At 46.7% G+C, this 14,123-nt stretch carries 16 protein-coding genes and 1 riboswitch; of the genes, 13 read left to right on the top strand and 3 right to left on the bottom strand.

Annotated features, from left to right (window positions below; translation table 11 throughout):
- The first annotated feature begins 2 nt into the window (after positions 1-2).
- The 6 genes from dppD (at position 3) to KHQ79_RS11800 (ending at position 6,695) form a co-directional block, all read left to right on the top strand.
- Positions 3-1,010 (top strand): dipeptide ABC transporter ATP-binding subunit DppD, encoded by a 1,008-nt coding sequence (gene dppD / locus KHQ79_RS11825; RefSeq protein WP_225515255.1) that lies wholly within the window; start codon positions 3-5, stop codon positions 1,008-1,010.
- Positions 1,011-1,012: 2 nt separating this feature from the next.
- Complete coding sequence (gene dppE, locus KHQ79_RS11820) at positions 1,013-2,662, top strand: dipeptide ABC transporter substrate-binding protein DppE (RefSeq protein WP_084995048.1); 1,650 nt, start codon at positions 1,013-1,015, stop codon at positions 2,660-2,662.
- 87 nt (positions 2,663-2,749) lie between these two features.
- Positions 2,750-3,709: a S66 peptidase family protein gene (locus tag KHQ79_RS11815; protein ID WP_225515253.1), complete on the top strand. Its 960-nt coding sequence runs from the start codon at positions 2,750-2,752 to the stop codon at positions 3,707-3,709.
- Positions 3,706-4,806, top strand: a complete 1,101-nt coding sequence (gene ykfB, locus KHQ79_RS11810) for a mandelate racemase/muconate lactonizing enzyme family protein (RefSeq protein WP_225515251.1) — start codon at positions 3,706-3,708, stop codon at positions 4,804-4,806. The genes KHQ79_RS11815 and ykfB overlap by 4 nt, the downstream gene beginning before the upstream one ends.
- Positions 4,803-5,693: a gamma-D-glutamyl-L-lysine dipeptidyl-peptidase gene (gene eepC / locus KHQ79_RS11805; protein ID WP_225515249.1), complete on the top strand. Its 891-nt coding sequence runs from the start codon at positions 4,803-4,805 to the stop codon at positions 5,691-5,693. Before ykfB ends, eepC begins: the two co-directional genes overlap by 4 nt.
- A gap of 12 nt (positions 5,694-5,705) precedes the next feature.
- Entirely contained in the window at positions 5,706-6,695 is a 990-nt protein-coding gene (locus tag KHQ79_RS11800; protein WP_225515247.1) for an ABC transporter ATP-binding protein, read from the top strand.
- Positions 6,696-6,737: 42 nt separating this feature from the next.
- Here KHQ79_RS11800 and pgl read toward each other — a convergent pair whose 3' ends face one another.
- Both pgl and KHQ79_RS11790 read right to left on the bottom strand, forming a co-directional pair.
- Complete coding sequence (pgl, locus tag KHQ79_RS11795) at positions 6,738-7,787, bottom strand: 6-phosphogluconolactonase (protein ID WP_003239074.1); 1,050 nt, start codon at positions 7,785-7,787, stop codon at positions 6,738-6,740.
- An 89-nt stretch (positions 7,788-7,876) separates the two neighbouring features.
- The gene (locus KHQ79_RS11790) at positions 7,877-8,737 is read right to left on the bottom strand and encodes a dimethylarginine dimethylaminohydrolase family protein (protein ID WP_225515245.1); all 861 of its coding nucleotides are present in this window, start codon (positions 8,735-8,737) and stop codon (positions 7,877-7,879) included.
- Positions 8,738-8,926: 189 nt separating this feature from the next.
- Here KHQ79_RS11790 and KHQ79_RS11785 point away from each other — a divergent pair, with 189 nt between their 5' ends.
- The gene (locus KHQ79_RS11785; protein ID WP_032732170.1) at positions 8,927-9,445 is read left to right on the top strand and encodes an acyl-CoA thioesterase; all 519 of its coding nucleotides are present in this window, start codon (positions 8,927-8,929) and stop codon (positions 9,443-9,445) included.
- 247 nt (positions 9,446-9,692) lie between these two features.
- A complete protein-coding gene (hmpA, locus tag KHQ79_RS11780; RefSeq protein WP_225515243.1) occupies positions 9,693-10,892 on the top strand; it encodes an NO-inducible flavohemoprotein in 1,200 nt (399 codons plus the stop codon).
- A 77-nt stretch (positions 10,893-10,969) separates the two neighbouring features.
- Here the strand turns inward: hmpA and KHQ79_RS11775 are convergent, their stop codons facing one another.
- Complete coding sequence (locus KHQ79_RS11775) at positions 10,970-11,200, bottom strand: hypothetical protein (protein WP_225515241.1); 231 nt, start codon at positions 11,198-11,200, stop codon at positions 10,970-10,972.
- A 156-nt stretch (positions 11,201-11,356) separates the two neighbouring features.
- On the opposite strand from KHQ79_RS11775, the gene KHQ79_RS11770 reads away from it, so the two are divergent.
- The 5 genes from KHQ79_RS11770 (at position 11,357) to ykkD (ending at position 14,090) form a co-directional block, all read left to right on the top strand.
- Positions 11,357-12,088, top strand: coding sequence for a DUF421 domain-containing protein (locus KHQ79_RS11770; RefSeq protein ID WP_003239068.1), 732 nt, complete (start codon positions 11,357-11,359; stop codon positions 12,086-12,088).
- A 91-nt stretch (positions 12,089-12,179) separates the two neighbouring features.
- Positions 12,180-12,707 carry a DinB family protein gene (locus KHQ79_RS11765; protein ID WP_119913759.1) on the top strand — a complete coding sequence of 176 codons (528 nt, stop codon included), beginning with the start codon at positions 12,180-12,182 and terminating at the stop codon, positions 12,705-12,707.
- Entirely contained in the window at positions 12,697-13,212 is a 516-nt protein-coding gene (locus tag KHQ79_RS11760) for a GNAT family N-acetyltransferase (protein ID WP_003239066.1), read from the top strand. Before KHQ79_RS11765 ends, KHQ79_RS11760 begins: the two co-directional genes overlap by 11 nt.
- A 33-nt stretch (positions 13,213-13,245) precedes the next feature.
- Positions 13,246-13,357: riboswitch (guanidine-I (ykkC/yxkD leader) on the top strand.
- A gap of 77 nt (positions 13,358-13,434) precedes the next feature.
- On the top strand, positions 13,435-13,773 hold the full coding sequence (gene ykkC / locus KHQ79_RS11755) for a multidrug efflux SMR transporter subunit YkkC (RefSeq protein WP_003239065.1): 339 nt from the start codon (positions 13,435-13,437) through the stop codon (positions 13,771-13,773).
- Positions 13,773-14,090, top strand: a complete 318-nt coding sequence (gene ykkD, locus KHQ79_RS11750; protein ID WP_003239063.1) for a multidrug efflux SMR transporter subunit YkkD — start codon at positions 13,773-13,775, stop codon at positions 14,088-14,090. The genes ykkC and ykkD overlap by 1 nt, the downstream gene beginning before the upstream one ends.
- Positions 14,091-14,123 lie beyond the last annotated feature (33 nt).

Here is a 14,123-nt window from a genome sequence, read left to right as displayed (position 1 = left end):
GTATGGAAAAAGTTCTGTCAGTCAAAAATCTGCACGTTTCGTTTACGACTTACGGCGGGACGGTTCAGGCGGTCAGAGGGGTGAGCTTTGATTTGTATCAAGGTGAAACCTTTGCAATCGTCGGCGAATCAGGCTGCGGCAAAAGCGTTACCTCCCAAAGCATTATGGGACTGCTTCCGCCTTATTCGGCGAAGGTGACAGACGGCAGCATTTTATTTAAAAACAAAGATCTTTGCCGCCTCTCTGACAAAGCAATGAGAAGCATAAGGGGAGCCGACATTTCTATGATTTTTCAAGACCCGATGACGGCGTTAAACCCGACGCTGCCTGTCGGAGACCAGCTGGGGGAAGCGCTCCTGCGCCACAAAAAAATGAGCAAAAAGGCGGTACGGGAAGAGGTGCTTTCTATGCTGTCATTGGTCGGCATTCCCGATCCCAAAGAGCGCCTGAAGCAGTATCCCCACCAATTTAGCGGCGGCATGAGACAGCGGATTGTCATTGCAATGGCGCTGATTTGCGAGCCAGACATCTTAATCGCAGATGAACCGACCACTGCTCTTGACGTGACCATTCAGGCGCAGATTTTGGAGCTGTTTAAAGAGATTCAGAGAAAAACCAATGTGTCTGTCATTCTGATTACACATGATTTAGGGGTCGTTGCCCAGGTTGCTGACAGAGTCGCAGTCATGTATGCCGGAAAAATAGCGGAAATCGGCACGAGAAAAGATATTTTTTATCAGCCGCAGCATCCATACACAAAAGGGCTGCTGAACTCTGTCCCACGGCTGGATTTGGATGGCGCGGAGCTGATTCCGATCGACGGAACGCCACCGGATTTATTTTCACCTCCGCCAGGCTGCCCATTTGCCGCCCGCTGTCCGAACAGGATGATCGTATGTGACAGGGTATACCCGGGCCAGACCATCAGATCTGACACGCACACCGTCAACTGCTGGCTGCAGGATCAGCGGGCCGAGCATGCGGTGCTGTCCGGAGATGCGAAGGATTGAACATGAAAAGGGGGAAGAGGATGAAACGAGTGAAAAAGCTATGGGGGATGGGCCTTGCATTAGGACTCTCGCTTGCGCTGATGGGATGTACAGCAAACGAACAGGCCGGAAAAGAAAGCGGAAATGATAAGGCAAAAACAAGCGGAGAAAAGGTGCTGTATGTAAATAACGAAAATGAACCGACTTCGTTCGATCCGCCGATCGGTTTTAATAATGTGTCGTGGCAGCCGCTAAATAACATCATGGAGGGGCTGACGCGTCTTGGAAAAGAGAATGAGCCTGAACCGGCAATGGCGGAAAAGTGGTCTGTATCAAAAGATAAAAAAACCTACACATTTACGATACGGGAAAATGCGAAATGGACAAACGGAGATCCGGTAACTGCCGGAGACTTTGAATACGCGTGGAAACGGATGCTTGACCCGAAAAAAGGCGCTTCATCCGCGTTTCTGGGCTATTTTATTGAAGGCGGCGAAGCGTATAACAGCGGAAAAGGGAAGAAAGACGATGTGAAGGTGACGGCAAAGGATGATCGAACCCTTGAAGTAACGCTTGAAGCACCGCAAAAATATTTTCTAAGCGTCGTGTCCAATCCGGCGTATTTTCCGGTAAACGAAAAGGTCGATAAAGAAAATCCAAAATGGTTTGCTGAGGCGGATACATTTGTCGGGAACGGTCCGTTTAAGCTGACGGAATGGAAGCATGATGACAGTATCACAATGGAGAAAAGCGACACGTATTGGGATAAAGATACCGTGAAGCTAGATAAGGTGAAATGGGCGATGGTCAGTGACAGAAATACAGACTACCAGATGTTTCAGTCTGGGGAACTGGATACCGCTTATGTCCCTGCTGAATTAAGCGATCAGCTGCTGGATCAGGATAACGTCAGCATCGTTGACCAGGCGGGCCTGTATTTCTACCGGTTTAATGTAAACATGGAGCCGTTCCAAAATGAAAACATCAGAAAAGCCTTTGCGATGGCTGTGGATCAAAAGGAAATTGTAAAGTACGTCACGAAAAACAATGAAAAACCGGCGCGTGCGTTTGTATCGCCCGGATTTACGCAGCCTGACGGCAAGGATTTCCGTGAAGCGGGCGGAGATCTGATCACGCCAAATGAAAGCAAAGCGAAGCAGCTGCTGGAAAAGGGCATGAAGGAAGAAAACTACGATAAGCTTCCTGCAATCACCCTTACTTACAGCACAAAGCCGGAGCATAAAAAGATTGCCGAGGCTATCCAGCAAAAATTAAAAAATACCCTTGGGGTCGACGTGAAGCTAGCCAATATGGAATGGAACGTATTTTTAGAGGATCAAAAAGCCCTGAAATTCCAATTCTCTCAAAGCTCATTTTTGCCTGACTACGCGGACCCTATCAGTTTTCTCGAAGCCTTCCAAACAGGAAATTCGATGAACCGCACAGGCTGGGCCAATAAAGAATACGATCAGCTGATCAAGCAGGCGAAACATGAAGCCGATGAAAAAACGCGTTTCTCCCTGATGCATCAAGCGGAAAAGCTATTGATCAATGAAGCCCCGATCATCCCGGTTTATTTCTATAACCAGGTCAACCTGCAAAACGAAAATGTGAAGGGAATTGTCCGGCATCCTGTCGGCTATATCGATTTAAAGTGGGCAGATAAAAACTAACAACGGCGATTAAGAAAATACTGCTTCTTTATGCGAAGGAGCGGTATTTTTTCTCTTTCCTGCACGTATACGTAGGGTGCAGAGCAAATGAAAGGAGTGATTCAGTTGAATCACAAGCCGAAAGCGCTGAAAAAGGGTGATACAGTCGGAGTAATTGCGCCCGCAAGCCCGCCGGACCTAAAAAAGCTTGAAACCGCGCTTTTATTTTTAGAAGAGCTCGGTCTTCAGGTGAAACTGGGCAAGGCACTGAAAAACCAGCACGGCTATTTAGCGGGACAGGATGATGAGCGGCTGGCTGATCTCCATGAGATGTTCAGAGACGAGGAGGTAAAAGCGGTGCTGTGCGCATGCGGGGGTTTTGGGACAGGACGTATCGCCGCCGGCATTGATTTCAGCTTAATCCGCAAACATCCCAAAATCTTCTGGGGATACAGCGATATTACGTTTTTACATACTGCTATCCATCAAAACACAGGCCTTGTCACCTTCCATGGCCCGATGCTCAGCTCAGATATTGGCCTCGACGACGTCCACCCGCTGACAAAAGCGTCGTATGAGCAGCTTTTCCAAGAGACGGAATTCACCTATACAGAAGAGTTTTCTCCGCTGACGGTTCTTGTTCCCGGAAAAGCGGAAGGCGAGCTTGTCGGGGGGAACCTGTCTTTGCTGACGTCTACACTGGGCACGCCGTTTGAAATTGATACGAGAGGAAAGCTTCTGTTTATTGAAGATATTGACGAGGAGCCATATCAAATCGACCGGATGCTGAATCAGCTAAAAATGGCTGGAAAGCTGACGGACGCCGCCGGCATTCTTGTTTGTGATTTTCATAACTGTGTCCCGGTGAAGAGGGAGAAGTCCCTCTCACTTGAGCAAGTGCTCGAAGACTATATTGTATCGGCGGGCAAGCCTGCTCTGAGAGGATTTAAAATCGGCCACTGCTCACCGAGTTTCGCCGTTCCGATCGGTGCGCAAGCTGCAATGAATACAGCACAAAAAACTGTCGTCATCGAGGCGGGCGTTTCAGAAGGAGCGCTGAAGACATGAAAATCACTCGAATAGAAACAAGCCGAATCGCCGTTCCGCTCATAAAGCCGTTTAAAACCGCGCTTCGCACTGTGTATACGGCTGAATCTGTCATTGTAAGGATCACTTATGATAGCGGCGCAATCGGATGGGGGGAGGCGCCTCCGACGATGGTGATTACAGGAGACAGCATGGATAGCATTGAAAGTGCAATTCACAATGTCTTGAAGCCGGCACTGCTTGGAAAAAGCCTGTCCGGCTGTGAGGCCATTTTGCATGACATACAGCATCTCCTTACAGGAAATATGAGCGCTAAGGCGGCTGTGGAAATGGCGGTATACGACGGCTGGGCGCAGATGTGCGGATTGCCGCTTTACCAAATGCTCGGCGGATACCGAGATACGCTGGAAACGGATTATACCGTCAGTGTCAACTCACCTGAAGAGATGGCAGCGGATGCCGGGAATTATCTCAAACAAGGCTTTCAAACGCTGAAAATAAAGGTCGGCAAAGATGATATCGCAACAGATATCGCCCGTATCCAGGAAATCAGAAAACGTGTCGGGCCCGGTGTAAAACTTCGTTTAGACGCCAATCAGGGGTGGACCCCGAAGGAAGCAGTAACAGCGATTCGGAAAATGGAGGATGCCGGTCTTGGGATTGAGCTTGTCGAGCAGCCTGTCCATAAAGATGACCTCGCTGGGCTTAAAAAGGTAACAGATGCGACAGACACGCCGATTATGGCCGATGAAAGTGTTTTTACGCCGCGGCAGGCATTCGAAGTTCTTCAAACCAGGAGCGCTGACTTGATCAATATTAAATTGATGAAAGCGGGCGGCATCAGCGGAGCGGAGAAAATCAATGCCATGGCTGAGGCGTGCGGGGTGGAGTGCATGGTCGGCAGCATGATCGAAACAAAGCTGGGCATTACGGCCGCGGCGCATTTCGCGGCAAGCAAAAAAAACATCACACGCTTTGATTTTGACGCGCCGCTGATGCTGAAAACAGATGTAATCAAAGGCGGCATAACATACAGCGCCAGCACGATTGCGATGCCTGACAGACCAGGTCTCGGAATCACCGGAGCTGCGCATTTGAAAGGGGAAATAGAGCAATGATGCACACTGTCATATCAGCTGTGGCCAACATCTGGACATCGCCTGATTCTCCGCGTCCATCAGATCAAGTTATGATCCGTCCGACCGTATTGATCAGAGATTGGCTGGAGCGCATGACATATGATGAGCGGCTTGGATTATGTACAGACAATGTGATCCAAACTCAGGTTCTCTTTGGCGAAAAGGTACTGGTGACGGCGGAACAGGGTGAATGGGTTTCTGTGATCGTGCCGAGCCAGCCATCCCGAAAGGATCCACGCGGATATCCGGGCTGGATGAAAAAGAACCAACTGAAAAAAACAGATCCGATCCATACACAAAACAATGTCATGATTAGCAAACCTGCTGCCTTTTTGTACAAAAGTAATGGAGAAAAGGAGATCGAATTGAGCTTTTTGACTGTCCTGCCCTTCATTGGAGAAGAAAACGGATATTTTAAAGTTTCAACCGCTTTTGGGGAAAGGTTTGTGAAGCTGACTGATGCAGTGCCTGTCCGCGAACAGAAAGGAACCGCTGAAGACATCATTCAAACGGGGGCGGTTTTTCTCGGACTTCCCTACCTGTGGGGAGGGATCAGCGGGTTTGGGTTCGATTGCTCAGGGTTTATGTACAGTATATTTAAGGCCAATGGATACTGTATCCCCCGTGATGCTGGAGATCAGGCAAAGGCGGGGGAGGATGTCCCGCTTGATGATATGAAAGCCGGTGATCTGCTGTTTTTTGCTTATGAAGAAGGAAAAGGAGCGATTCATCACGTCGGTTTGTATGTAGGCGGCGGGAAAATGCTTCATTCTCCAAAGACAGGGAAATCAATCGAAATCCTTACATTAAAAGAGACAATCTATGAAAAAGAACGATGTGCGGTGCGCCGCTGTTTTTCAGAATAAGGAGGGAGACAAATGACGCCACTGCCTTTGTTAGAGGTCAGCCAGCTGAAAATGCATTTTGACGCAGGGAAAAAGCGGACAGTCAAAGCCGTCGACGGGGTCACCTTTCAGATTCATGAAGGAGAAACGTTCGGGCTAGTCGGTGAATCAGGGTGCGGGAAATCAACCTTGGGGAGAGTGCTGATGCGCCTTTATCAGCCGACAGATGGAAGTGTGACATACCGCGGCACAAATCTTCACGCACTGAGTGAAAAAGAGCAGTTTGCCTTCAACCGCAAGCTGCAGATGATTTTTCAGGATCCTTATGCTTCACTTAACCCGCGCATGACCGTTCGAGAAATTATTTTGGAGCCGATGGAAATTCACAATCTATATAATACCCATAAAGCGCGGCTTCTCGTTGTGGACGAGCTGCTTGAGGCAGTGGGGCTTCATCCCGATTTTGGCAGCCGTTATCCCCATGAATTCAGCGGCGGACAAAGACAGAGGATTGGGATTGCAAGAGCACTGTCGCTGAATCCTGAATTTATCGTGGCAGACGAACCGATTTCTGCACTTGATGTCTCTGTTCAGGCGCAGGTGGTCAACCTGCTGAAGCGGCTTCAAAAAGAGAAAGGGCTCACGTTTTTATTTATTGCCCATGATCTTTCGATGGTGAAGCATATCAGTGACAGGATCGGTGTCATGTACTTAGGGCACATGATGGAAATTACAGAGAGTGGAACACTGTATCGTGAACCGCTGCACCCCTATACAAAGGCGCTTTTGTCCTCGATTCCGATTCCAGACCCTGAATTGGAGGACAAGCGTGAGCGCACCCTTTTAAAAGGGGAACTGCCGAGCCCGGTCAATCCGCCGAGCGGCTGCGTGTTTCGGACCCGCTGTCCGGAGGCGATGCCTGAATGCGGGGAATCTCGTCCCCAGCTTCAAGAAATCGAAGCCGGCCGATTTGTCGCTTGCCATTTGTATCGAAATGCTGAGACGAAAGAAAAGGTGAGATAAAAGCAAGAGTGGCTCTGTTTTTTGCAGAGCCACTCTTTGCTTTTATGATTGATGTAAAAATTTCACGCAAACCGGGTAAGGGACAGAAACAGTTGATGGAAGCACTGTCAATCGGCCGGTTTCTTTGTCTCTTTCAAACAGCACAAGGTTGCCTGTTTCTTCATTTGATGCAACAAGGAACGCTTCCGTTGGATCAAATACAAAGTCACGAGGCCAGTTGCCTTCTGTTGAGACTCTTTCCACGAAAGCCAGCTCGCCTGAGTATTGATTCACTTCAAATACAGCGATACTGTCATGGCCGCGGTTTGCGACGTAAACAAAACGGCCGTCCTGTGTGACATGAATGGCACTTCCCTGGCTGTTATCTGTAAAATCATCAGGGATGGCAGAGACGACATGGATTTCTCGGAATTCGCCGGCAGTCGGATTGTATTCAAGCGCAATCACTTCATTGCTTAATTCTGTCATCACATAAGCATATTTTTCTTTCGGATGAAAAGCAATATGGCGAGGTCCTGCGCCGGGAGCGAAAGAATGGGTTCCGGATTCAGTCAATACGCCGTCTTTCAGCTTATAGGTGTAAAGCTTATCTGTTCCTAAATCAACCGCTACGACATAGTTGTGTTCAGGTGTGAATCCCGCGTAGTGTGTATGCGGCTTTTCCTGTCTTTCGTGCGGCCCTTTTCCTGTGTGGGCAGCTTCTGCAGCAGGAGCTTGTAAACTTCCGTCGCCTTGGACAGGAAAAGCGTGTACCTTTCCGCTGTGATAATTGGCAGTCAATACGAATTGATTTTGATCATCGACGCTTACGTGGCATGGTGATGGGCCGTCAATTAACTGATGATTCAGAAATGTTAATTCACCGCTGTTTTTATCGATTTGATAGGCAGCAACTCCGCCTTGGCCGTCTGCTTTTTCAATTGAATAAAGAATGGTGTTGTCTTTATTCGGCGTCACATATGTCGGGTTGCCCAGCTTAGCTGCAAGCTTTGGCTCGCTGAGTGTTTTTTTCTCAGTATCAAGCTCAAATGAATAAATCCCTTCGCTTCCGCCTTTTGTATATGTTCCGACATATCCTATGTACTTTGTCATGCGATTTCCCCCTTAAAAATGATGTCACCTTTATATTAACGTATCTTGATAAAATAAGCTGTTCAAAACATGAAAAAGGGGAATATTCTTCATTCACCGCGAATCAGCGGCATCGTACAGCATCTGAAGGAGCCGCCTGATTTGATAATTTCTGACAGGTCGATTTCGATGATGTGATAGCCTCTTTTCGATAACTGTTGATTAACATGGCGGTTGCAAGGGAGGCTGATGATCGTGTTTCTCCCGATAGAAAGAACGTTGGTGCCGAGCGTAAATTGTTCGTCCTCGGGCACCTCAATGAGATCATAACGTTTTGCCAGCATTTCAACTTCCTCTGACTCAAGGGCTTTAGGATAAATTAGTGCTTCGCTTTCAGATACGATGTTAAATACGCAGTCCAAATGCAAAAATTTTTCATGCAGCTGTACTGGAATGACCGTATATTCAGGAAGCGCCTCTTCCAGCTGGCCGATGGCTGACATGTCTGTACGCTGGCTGATTCCGACGTAGACTGTATCACCATCGATGATGACGTCACCGCCTTCAATGCTTGTATCAAGCATACGGGTGTAAGAAATGCCTTGACTGTGAAAAAATTCTTTTATGACGGCTTCTTCCCCTTGACGAATCGGTTCAGTCATGCTCGAGAGGAAGGCTTTTTCTCCGATGACAAACCCTATGTCCCGGGTGAAGACCTGCTCGGGGAGTCCGTCGCGGACGGGCAAAAGGATGACCTCAATGTTGTGTGACCTGAGTGCTTCAACCAATCGGCTGTGCTGGTCGGTGGCGGTTTTGACATGAATATTGTCATTTTCAAAATGTTTTTGTGTTTCGTTTATGACATCTTTTATGGTCATATGCTCCGGTCTGCATAAAATCACTTTCTGAAGTGTGCCGTATTCTGTTCGGCATACCGTTTTGTGCTGATGTTTCGGGATGGATACGTCCATTTGTTTCTCCTCCTGACCGTGTGAAGAATACATTTATTATTCCCTCATCATGAAAATCATTAAACGTTTTGGAAAGAAAACCTGACAGACAAACCATTTTAAATTTTAGACAAATAGCAGAGAATATTGTTTAATAGGAGAATATGAGTGCATTTAGCTAAAAGATCAGACATCAAAGGGGAGAAAGGTATGGAAACACCGGAAACAAAATTTTGTAAAGAGTCAAAGGTTGTAAAAACCAGCAGGGTGTTCCCGCTTGATACAAACAACCATAATACGCTGTTTGGCGGAAAATTAATGAGCTACATCGACGATATTGCCTCTATTTCCGCGGCGCGCCATTGCAGACGGGAAACAGTAACAGCTTCGATGGACTCTGTAGATTTTCTGAAGCCGATCGGGCAAAAGGATTCTGTCTGCCTAGAGTCATATGTGACATGGGTCGGCACATCTTCCATGGAGGTGTTTGTAAAAGTCATTAAGGAGCATCTGATGACTGGCGAACGGGAACTTGCCGCGACATCCTTTTTGACATTTGTCGCATTAGATTCAAATGGCAAGCCGGTGCCTGTACCGAGAGTTGTACCGGAAACAGAAGAAGAAATCATGCTGCACAATACAGCAGTTCAGCGAGCTAATGAACGAAAGAACCGCAAAAAACACAGCCAGGCGCTTGCAAATGCGCTCGGAACTGATAAGCCTTGGTAATCGTTAAACCCAAAACATGATGTTGTTTTGGGTTTTTTTGTGCTGTTCATCTTTCCGATGGTGATAATTACAGCGGTTAGTCCGTTTTTGCTAGGGGATTCTATAAAAAAGCAACATTTGTCACGTTAAATTGATAATTTTGTGACAATTTTATTAAAGATTCATTTTGAATATATCTTTTATTTGTGACATCATGTATTTTAAAGATATATTTTAAATACATCTTTTTGAAAGGATTGTTTAAACGATGTTAGATAATAAAACAATCGAAATTATTAAAAGCACTGTACCCGTATTACAACAGTATGGAGAAGCGATCACTGGCCGTTTTTACGATCTGATGTTCCAAGATCATCCAGAACTTTTGAACATTTTTAATCAAACAAACCAAAAGAAAAAAACACAGCGCACTGCACTTGCAAATGCCGTTATTGCAGCTGCGGCAAATATTGATCAGCTCGGAAATATCATTCCGGTCGTGAAACAAATCGGCCATAAGCACCGCTCTATCGGAATTAAGGCTGAACATTATCCGATCGTCGGCAAGTATTTGCTGATTGCGATTAAAGATGTTCTGGGAGATGCTGCGACACCTGATATTATGGAGGCATGGGAGAAAGCGTACGGAGTAATCGCTGACGCGTTCATCGGAATTGAAAAAGAAATGTATGAGGAGGCGGAGCAGCAAGCTGGCGGCTGGAAGGAGTATAAGCCGTTCGTCATCGCGAAAAAAGAGCAGGAAAGCAAAGAAATTATATCCTTCTATTTGAAGCCGGAAGACGGCAAGCCGTTACCTGAATTTCAAGCAGGGCAGTATATCAGCATCAAAGTACGGATTCCTGACTCTGAATATACGCATATTCGTCAATACAGCCTGTCTGATATGCCAGGAAAAGACTATTATCGAATCTCAGTGAAGAAAGACGGTGCCGTATCTTCCTATTTACACGATGGGCTGCATGAGGGAGATTCAATAGAGATCAGCGCACCGGCAGGAGACTTTGTTTTAGATCCTTCATCACAAAAAGATCTCGTTCTGATCAGTGCCGGAGTTGGCATTACACCGATGATCAGCATGCTGAAAACGTCTGTTTCCAAGCAGCCTGAACGGCAGATTCTGTTCATTCATGCCGCGAAAAACAGTGAATATCACGCATTGCGTCATGAGGTGGAAGAAGCGGCAAACCATTCTTCTGTCAAGACAGCATTTGTGTATCGTGAGCCAACAGAGGAAGACCGTGCAGGTGATCTTCAATTTCACGAAGGACAAATTGATCAGCAGTTCCTCAAAAAACTGATTACCAATACAGATGCGGATTATTATATTTGCGGATCACAGTCTTTTATTACAGCAATGCATAAACTTGTGTCAGGGCTTGGATCAGCACCGGATTCTATCCATTACGAGCTGTTCGGCCCGCAATTAAGTATGGCACAGTCCGTTTGAACACATACATGAAACTCTTCTCCTTTCTGAGAAGAGTTTTTTTATTGAGATAGAAGAAGGCGGACAAGCGCCTGCTTCTACATCCGGACAATCACTGATCCGCCGCCGCCGCTTGTGCATACACGGTTTTGCTGTTCTTGCATCGTTCTCAGCAATTCATTGTTTACCTCAATCGCTCTGATTAGCTGCTCCATTCTTAGCTCTAAACCGGCTAGCCTGTCGATTGTCTGCTGTTGCTGATAGCCTGCGGAATGAGGAGCCGATGGAAGATCATAGGGCCAATGGGTATTCGTCTTCTGATACTTCATATTGTGCCTCCAATCTATGTTGCTTTCTAATATGGTATGTGCCGGGGAAGTGCACGTTCGCCTATTTAAACACCGAATAAAAGGGTGTGATGCATAGCGCTTCTGCCTCAGGGCAAAATAGGCTCAATATGACTAGCGTGATGGAGGTAAAGACCGGTGTTGTGGATCGTATGGGCATTTTTACTGAAGCCAGTTATCGTATTTTCGATTGCGTATATTCTGTTTCGGCTTGCCGGTAAAAAAGCCGTATCACAAATGAACAATTTTGATCTGCTTTTGACCTTCGCAATCGGAACCATTATCAGTGAGCCGATTCTTACATCCAGGCTGCCGATGTCGATTTATTACGCGGGCACTTTTTTGGTGCTTTATCTTCTGATGAGCAAGCTTGCTCTTTCTAATAAATGGCGATGGCTGCTGGTCGTAAGTCCGACTGTCTTAATCCGAAACGGGGATATTGATGAACGCGGACTGCGTAAAGAAAGGCTGACTGTTAATGAACTGCTCGGAAAGCTAAGGGAAAAGGGCTATGCCGATCCGGCTGACATTGATCTTGCCATCATTGAAGAAACGGGAGAAGTGAGCGTCATTCCAAAAGAGGAAGCGAGAGCGGTGCAAGTGCGGGATTTGAATATGGAAGCTGAACGGAATTTTATCCCGATCCCCCTCATACTGGACGGTGAAATCCTTGATCATAATTTGAAGTACCTCCAAAAAAATCGAGCCTGGCTGTTTGAGAAGCTTGAGGAAAAAGGATACAGCTCCAAACTGCTGTCCTCGATCACACTTGGCACGATGAATGACCGCGGCGATATATCGCTTGATTTGAATACTTCAAACGAACCGCGGCATGATCCGTATTTATATAAACCGGGAAATAACAATTAAGATTGCTCTCTATTTTTAACGAGAGCTTTTTTCTTTTTTAAAGGGAATTTTTGTTTGGCGTCAAATGTACCTAGTTAGGAGGGGAACAAACATGAAGGACTTATTCATTAGAAACGACATGGCGCCGACGGTCAGTCTGCTGTATTCCGCAGTGGAAGAAAACACTCTCCGTCTGGCTTCTATCGTAAGCCGCATGACACACAGTGAACTGTATTATAGGGGGCGCTGCCAAACAAAAAACAGCACGGCTCAGCTTTTGCACCATATCGCAAATGTTGATATCAGATGGGTCTGGCGTATCAAGGAAAACCGGATACCGGATCATATTGAACAGGCATACGGCCCGATGACAGATGAAAACGGACGGCTCCCTGAACCGGAGAACCAGCCCGGTTTAGATGAACTCCTGAGAAGACATCAACATGTGGTAAATGAGCTGAAATCGATATGTTTCACCTTAACTGAAGATGATTTGCACAAGCCGCTTTCTTACGATAATGACACTGCGACTGTAAGGTGGGGCATTTGGCACATGGCGGATCATAACCGCTATCATCAAGCACATATTGAAGCCCTCAAAAAAGAATGGAAGCAGGATTTGGCGGAATATGAGCGCTAAAACGAAGCTTGTGACCGATCGCATTCGTTTGCGCTGTATGGAAGATCGGGATCATGCTTCTTTGCTCGAGCTTTTTAACGATCCTGACGTCATGAAATATTATTCCGGTTTAAAAGATAAAAGGCAAACCCGCGAGTGGATCAACTGGAACAAAAGAAATGAAAAAGGGTACGGCGTCAGTCTGTGGATCGCCGAAGACATACGGACAGGGGATTTTTTGGGTCAATGCGGCATCGTGCCCCAGCAGATCGAAAATCAGACAGTAATGGAAATCGGCTATATGTTTGCACGCCGCCACTGGGGGAACGGCTATGCGCAAGAAGCGGCTCGAGCCTGCCTGGACTACGGCTTCAACGAGCGGCAGTTCGGCAAAATGGCGGCTATGATTGACCCGGATAACAAAGCGTCCATACGGGTAGCTGAGAAAATCGGCATGCTATACAGCAGAACGATCAGAAAGTGGAATAAACCAATCGCGGTATATGAAAGAAAATCTTACATTTGAAAGAAAGTGTGAAGTTGTAGTATCATAGTGTCAGGTAAAGTTTTCTAGGGTTCCGCATGTCAATGGACATGGACTGGTCCGAGAGAAAACACATACGCGTAAATAGAAACGCGTATGCACACGGAGGGAAAAAAGCCCGGGAGAGTCAATCTCATGTGAGACGACTGTCCGGGGTTTTTTTGTTTTCGGAGAATCTTACTGGAAAGAAAGGAATGACTTGTAATGAAATGGGGATTAGTCGTGCTTGCCGCCGTTTTCGAGGTTGTTTGGGTGGTAGGCTTAAAGCATGCTGACTCAGCTTTAACATGGAGCGGCACAGCCGTCGGCATCATAGTCAGCTTTTATCTTTTAATGAAGGCGACAAACAGTCTGCCTGTCGGAACCGTGTATGCCGTCTTTACCGGACTCGGAACAGCTGGAACAGTGCTGAGTGAAATCATTCTGTTTCATGAGCCGATCGGATGGCCAAAGCTTTTGTTAATCGGCGTGCTCTTAATCGGTGTAATCGGATTGAAGCTTGTGACACAGGATGAGACAGACGAAAAAGGAGGCGAGGCATAATGCTGCACTGGATCAGTTTATTGTGCGCGGGCTGTTTGGAGATGGCCGGCGTGGCCCTTATGAATCAATATGCGAAAGAAAAAAACGTGAAATGGGTGCTGTTGATCATTGTTGGTTTTGCCGCATCATTTTCCTTGCTGTCGTATGCAATGGAAACCATTCCGATGGGTACCGCTTATGCTGTCTGGACTGGCATTGGCACCGCCGGCGGAGCGCTTGTCGGCATCCTCTTTTACAAGGAGCCGAAAGACGCCAAACGGATCTTCTTTATCGCTTTGATCTTATGCTCAGCCGTTGGTTTAAAAATTCTGTCATAAATTGATTTTTATCAAATCTTCAGTATAATGGAT

The sequence above is a fragment of the Bacillus sp. TSO22 genome, assembly GCF_020223595.1.
Lineage (GTDB): Bacteria > Bacillota > Bacilli > Bacillales > Bacillaceae > Bacillus > Bacillus inaquosorum.
Note: the sequence above shows the minus strand (reverse complement) of the source record. Positions and strands in the feature narration are given on the sequence as shown.

What these genes read in the sequence shown, in the direction of transcription:
- dppD (WP_225515255.1), top strand. Translation starts at nt 3, where the DNA reads ATGGAAAAAGTTCTGTCAGTCAAAAATCTGCACGTTTCGTTTACGACT.
- dppE (WP_084995048.1), top strand. Translation starts at nt 1,013, where the DNA reads ATGAAAAGGGGGAAGAGGATGAAACGAGTGAAAAAGCTATGGGGGATG.
- KHQ79_RS11815 (WP_225515253.1), top strand. Translation starts at nt 2,750, where the DNA reads ATGAAAGGAGTGATTCAGTTGAATCACAAGCCGAAAGCGCTGAAAAAG.
- ykfB (WP_225515251.1), top strand. Translation starts at nt 3,706, where the DNA reads ATGAAAATCACTCGAATAGAAACAAGCCGAATCGCCGTTCCGCTCATA.
- eepC (WP_225515249.1), top strand. Translation starts at nt 4,803, where the DNA reads ATGATGCACACTGTCATATCAGCTGTGGCCAACATCTGGACATCGCCT.
- KHQ79_RS11800 (WP_225515247.1), top strand. Translation starts at nt 5,706, where the DNA reads ATGACGCCACTGCCTTTGTTAGAGGTCAGCCAGCTGAAAATGCATTTT.
- pgl (WP_003239074.1), bottom strand. Translation starts at nt 7,787, where the DNA reads ATGACAAAGTACATAGGATATGTCGGAACATATACAAAAGGCGGAAGC.
- KHQ79_RS11790 (WP_225515245.1), bottom strand. Translation starts at nt 8,737, where the DNA reads ATGGACGTATCCATCCCGAAACATCAGCACAAAACGGTATGCCGAACA.
- KHQ79_RS11785 (WP_032732170.1), top strand. Translation starts at nt 8,927, where the DNA reads ATGGAAACACCGGAAACAAAATTTTGTAAAGAGTCAAAGGTTGTAAAA.
- hmpA (WP_225515243.1), top strand. Translation starts at nt 9,693, where the DNA reads ATGTTAGATAATAAAACAATCGAAATTATTAAAAGCACTGTACCCGTA.
- KHQ79_RS11775 (WP_225515241.1), bottom strand. Translation starts at nt 11,200, where the DNA reads ATGAAGTATCAGAAGACGAATACCCATTGGCCCTATGATCTTCCATCG.
- KHQ79_RS11765 (WP_119913759.1), top strand. Translation starts at nt 12,180, where the DNA reads ATGAAGGACTTATTCATTAGAAACGACATGGCGCCGACGGTCAGTCTG.
- KHQ79_RS11760 (WP_003239066.1), top strand. Translation starts at nt 12,697, where the DNA reads ATGAGCGCTAAAACGAAGCTTGTGACCGATCGCATTCGTTTGCGCTGT.
- ykkC (WP_003239065.1), top strand. Translation starts at nt 13,435, where the DNA reads ATGAAATGGGGATTAGTCGTGCTTGCCGCCGTTTTCGAGGTTGTTTGG.
- ykkD (WP_003239063.1), top strand. Translation starts at nt 13,773, where the DNA reads ATGCTGCACTGGATCAGTTTATTGTGCGCGGGCTGTTTGGAGATGGCC.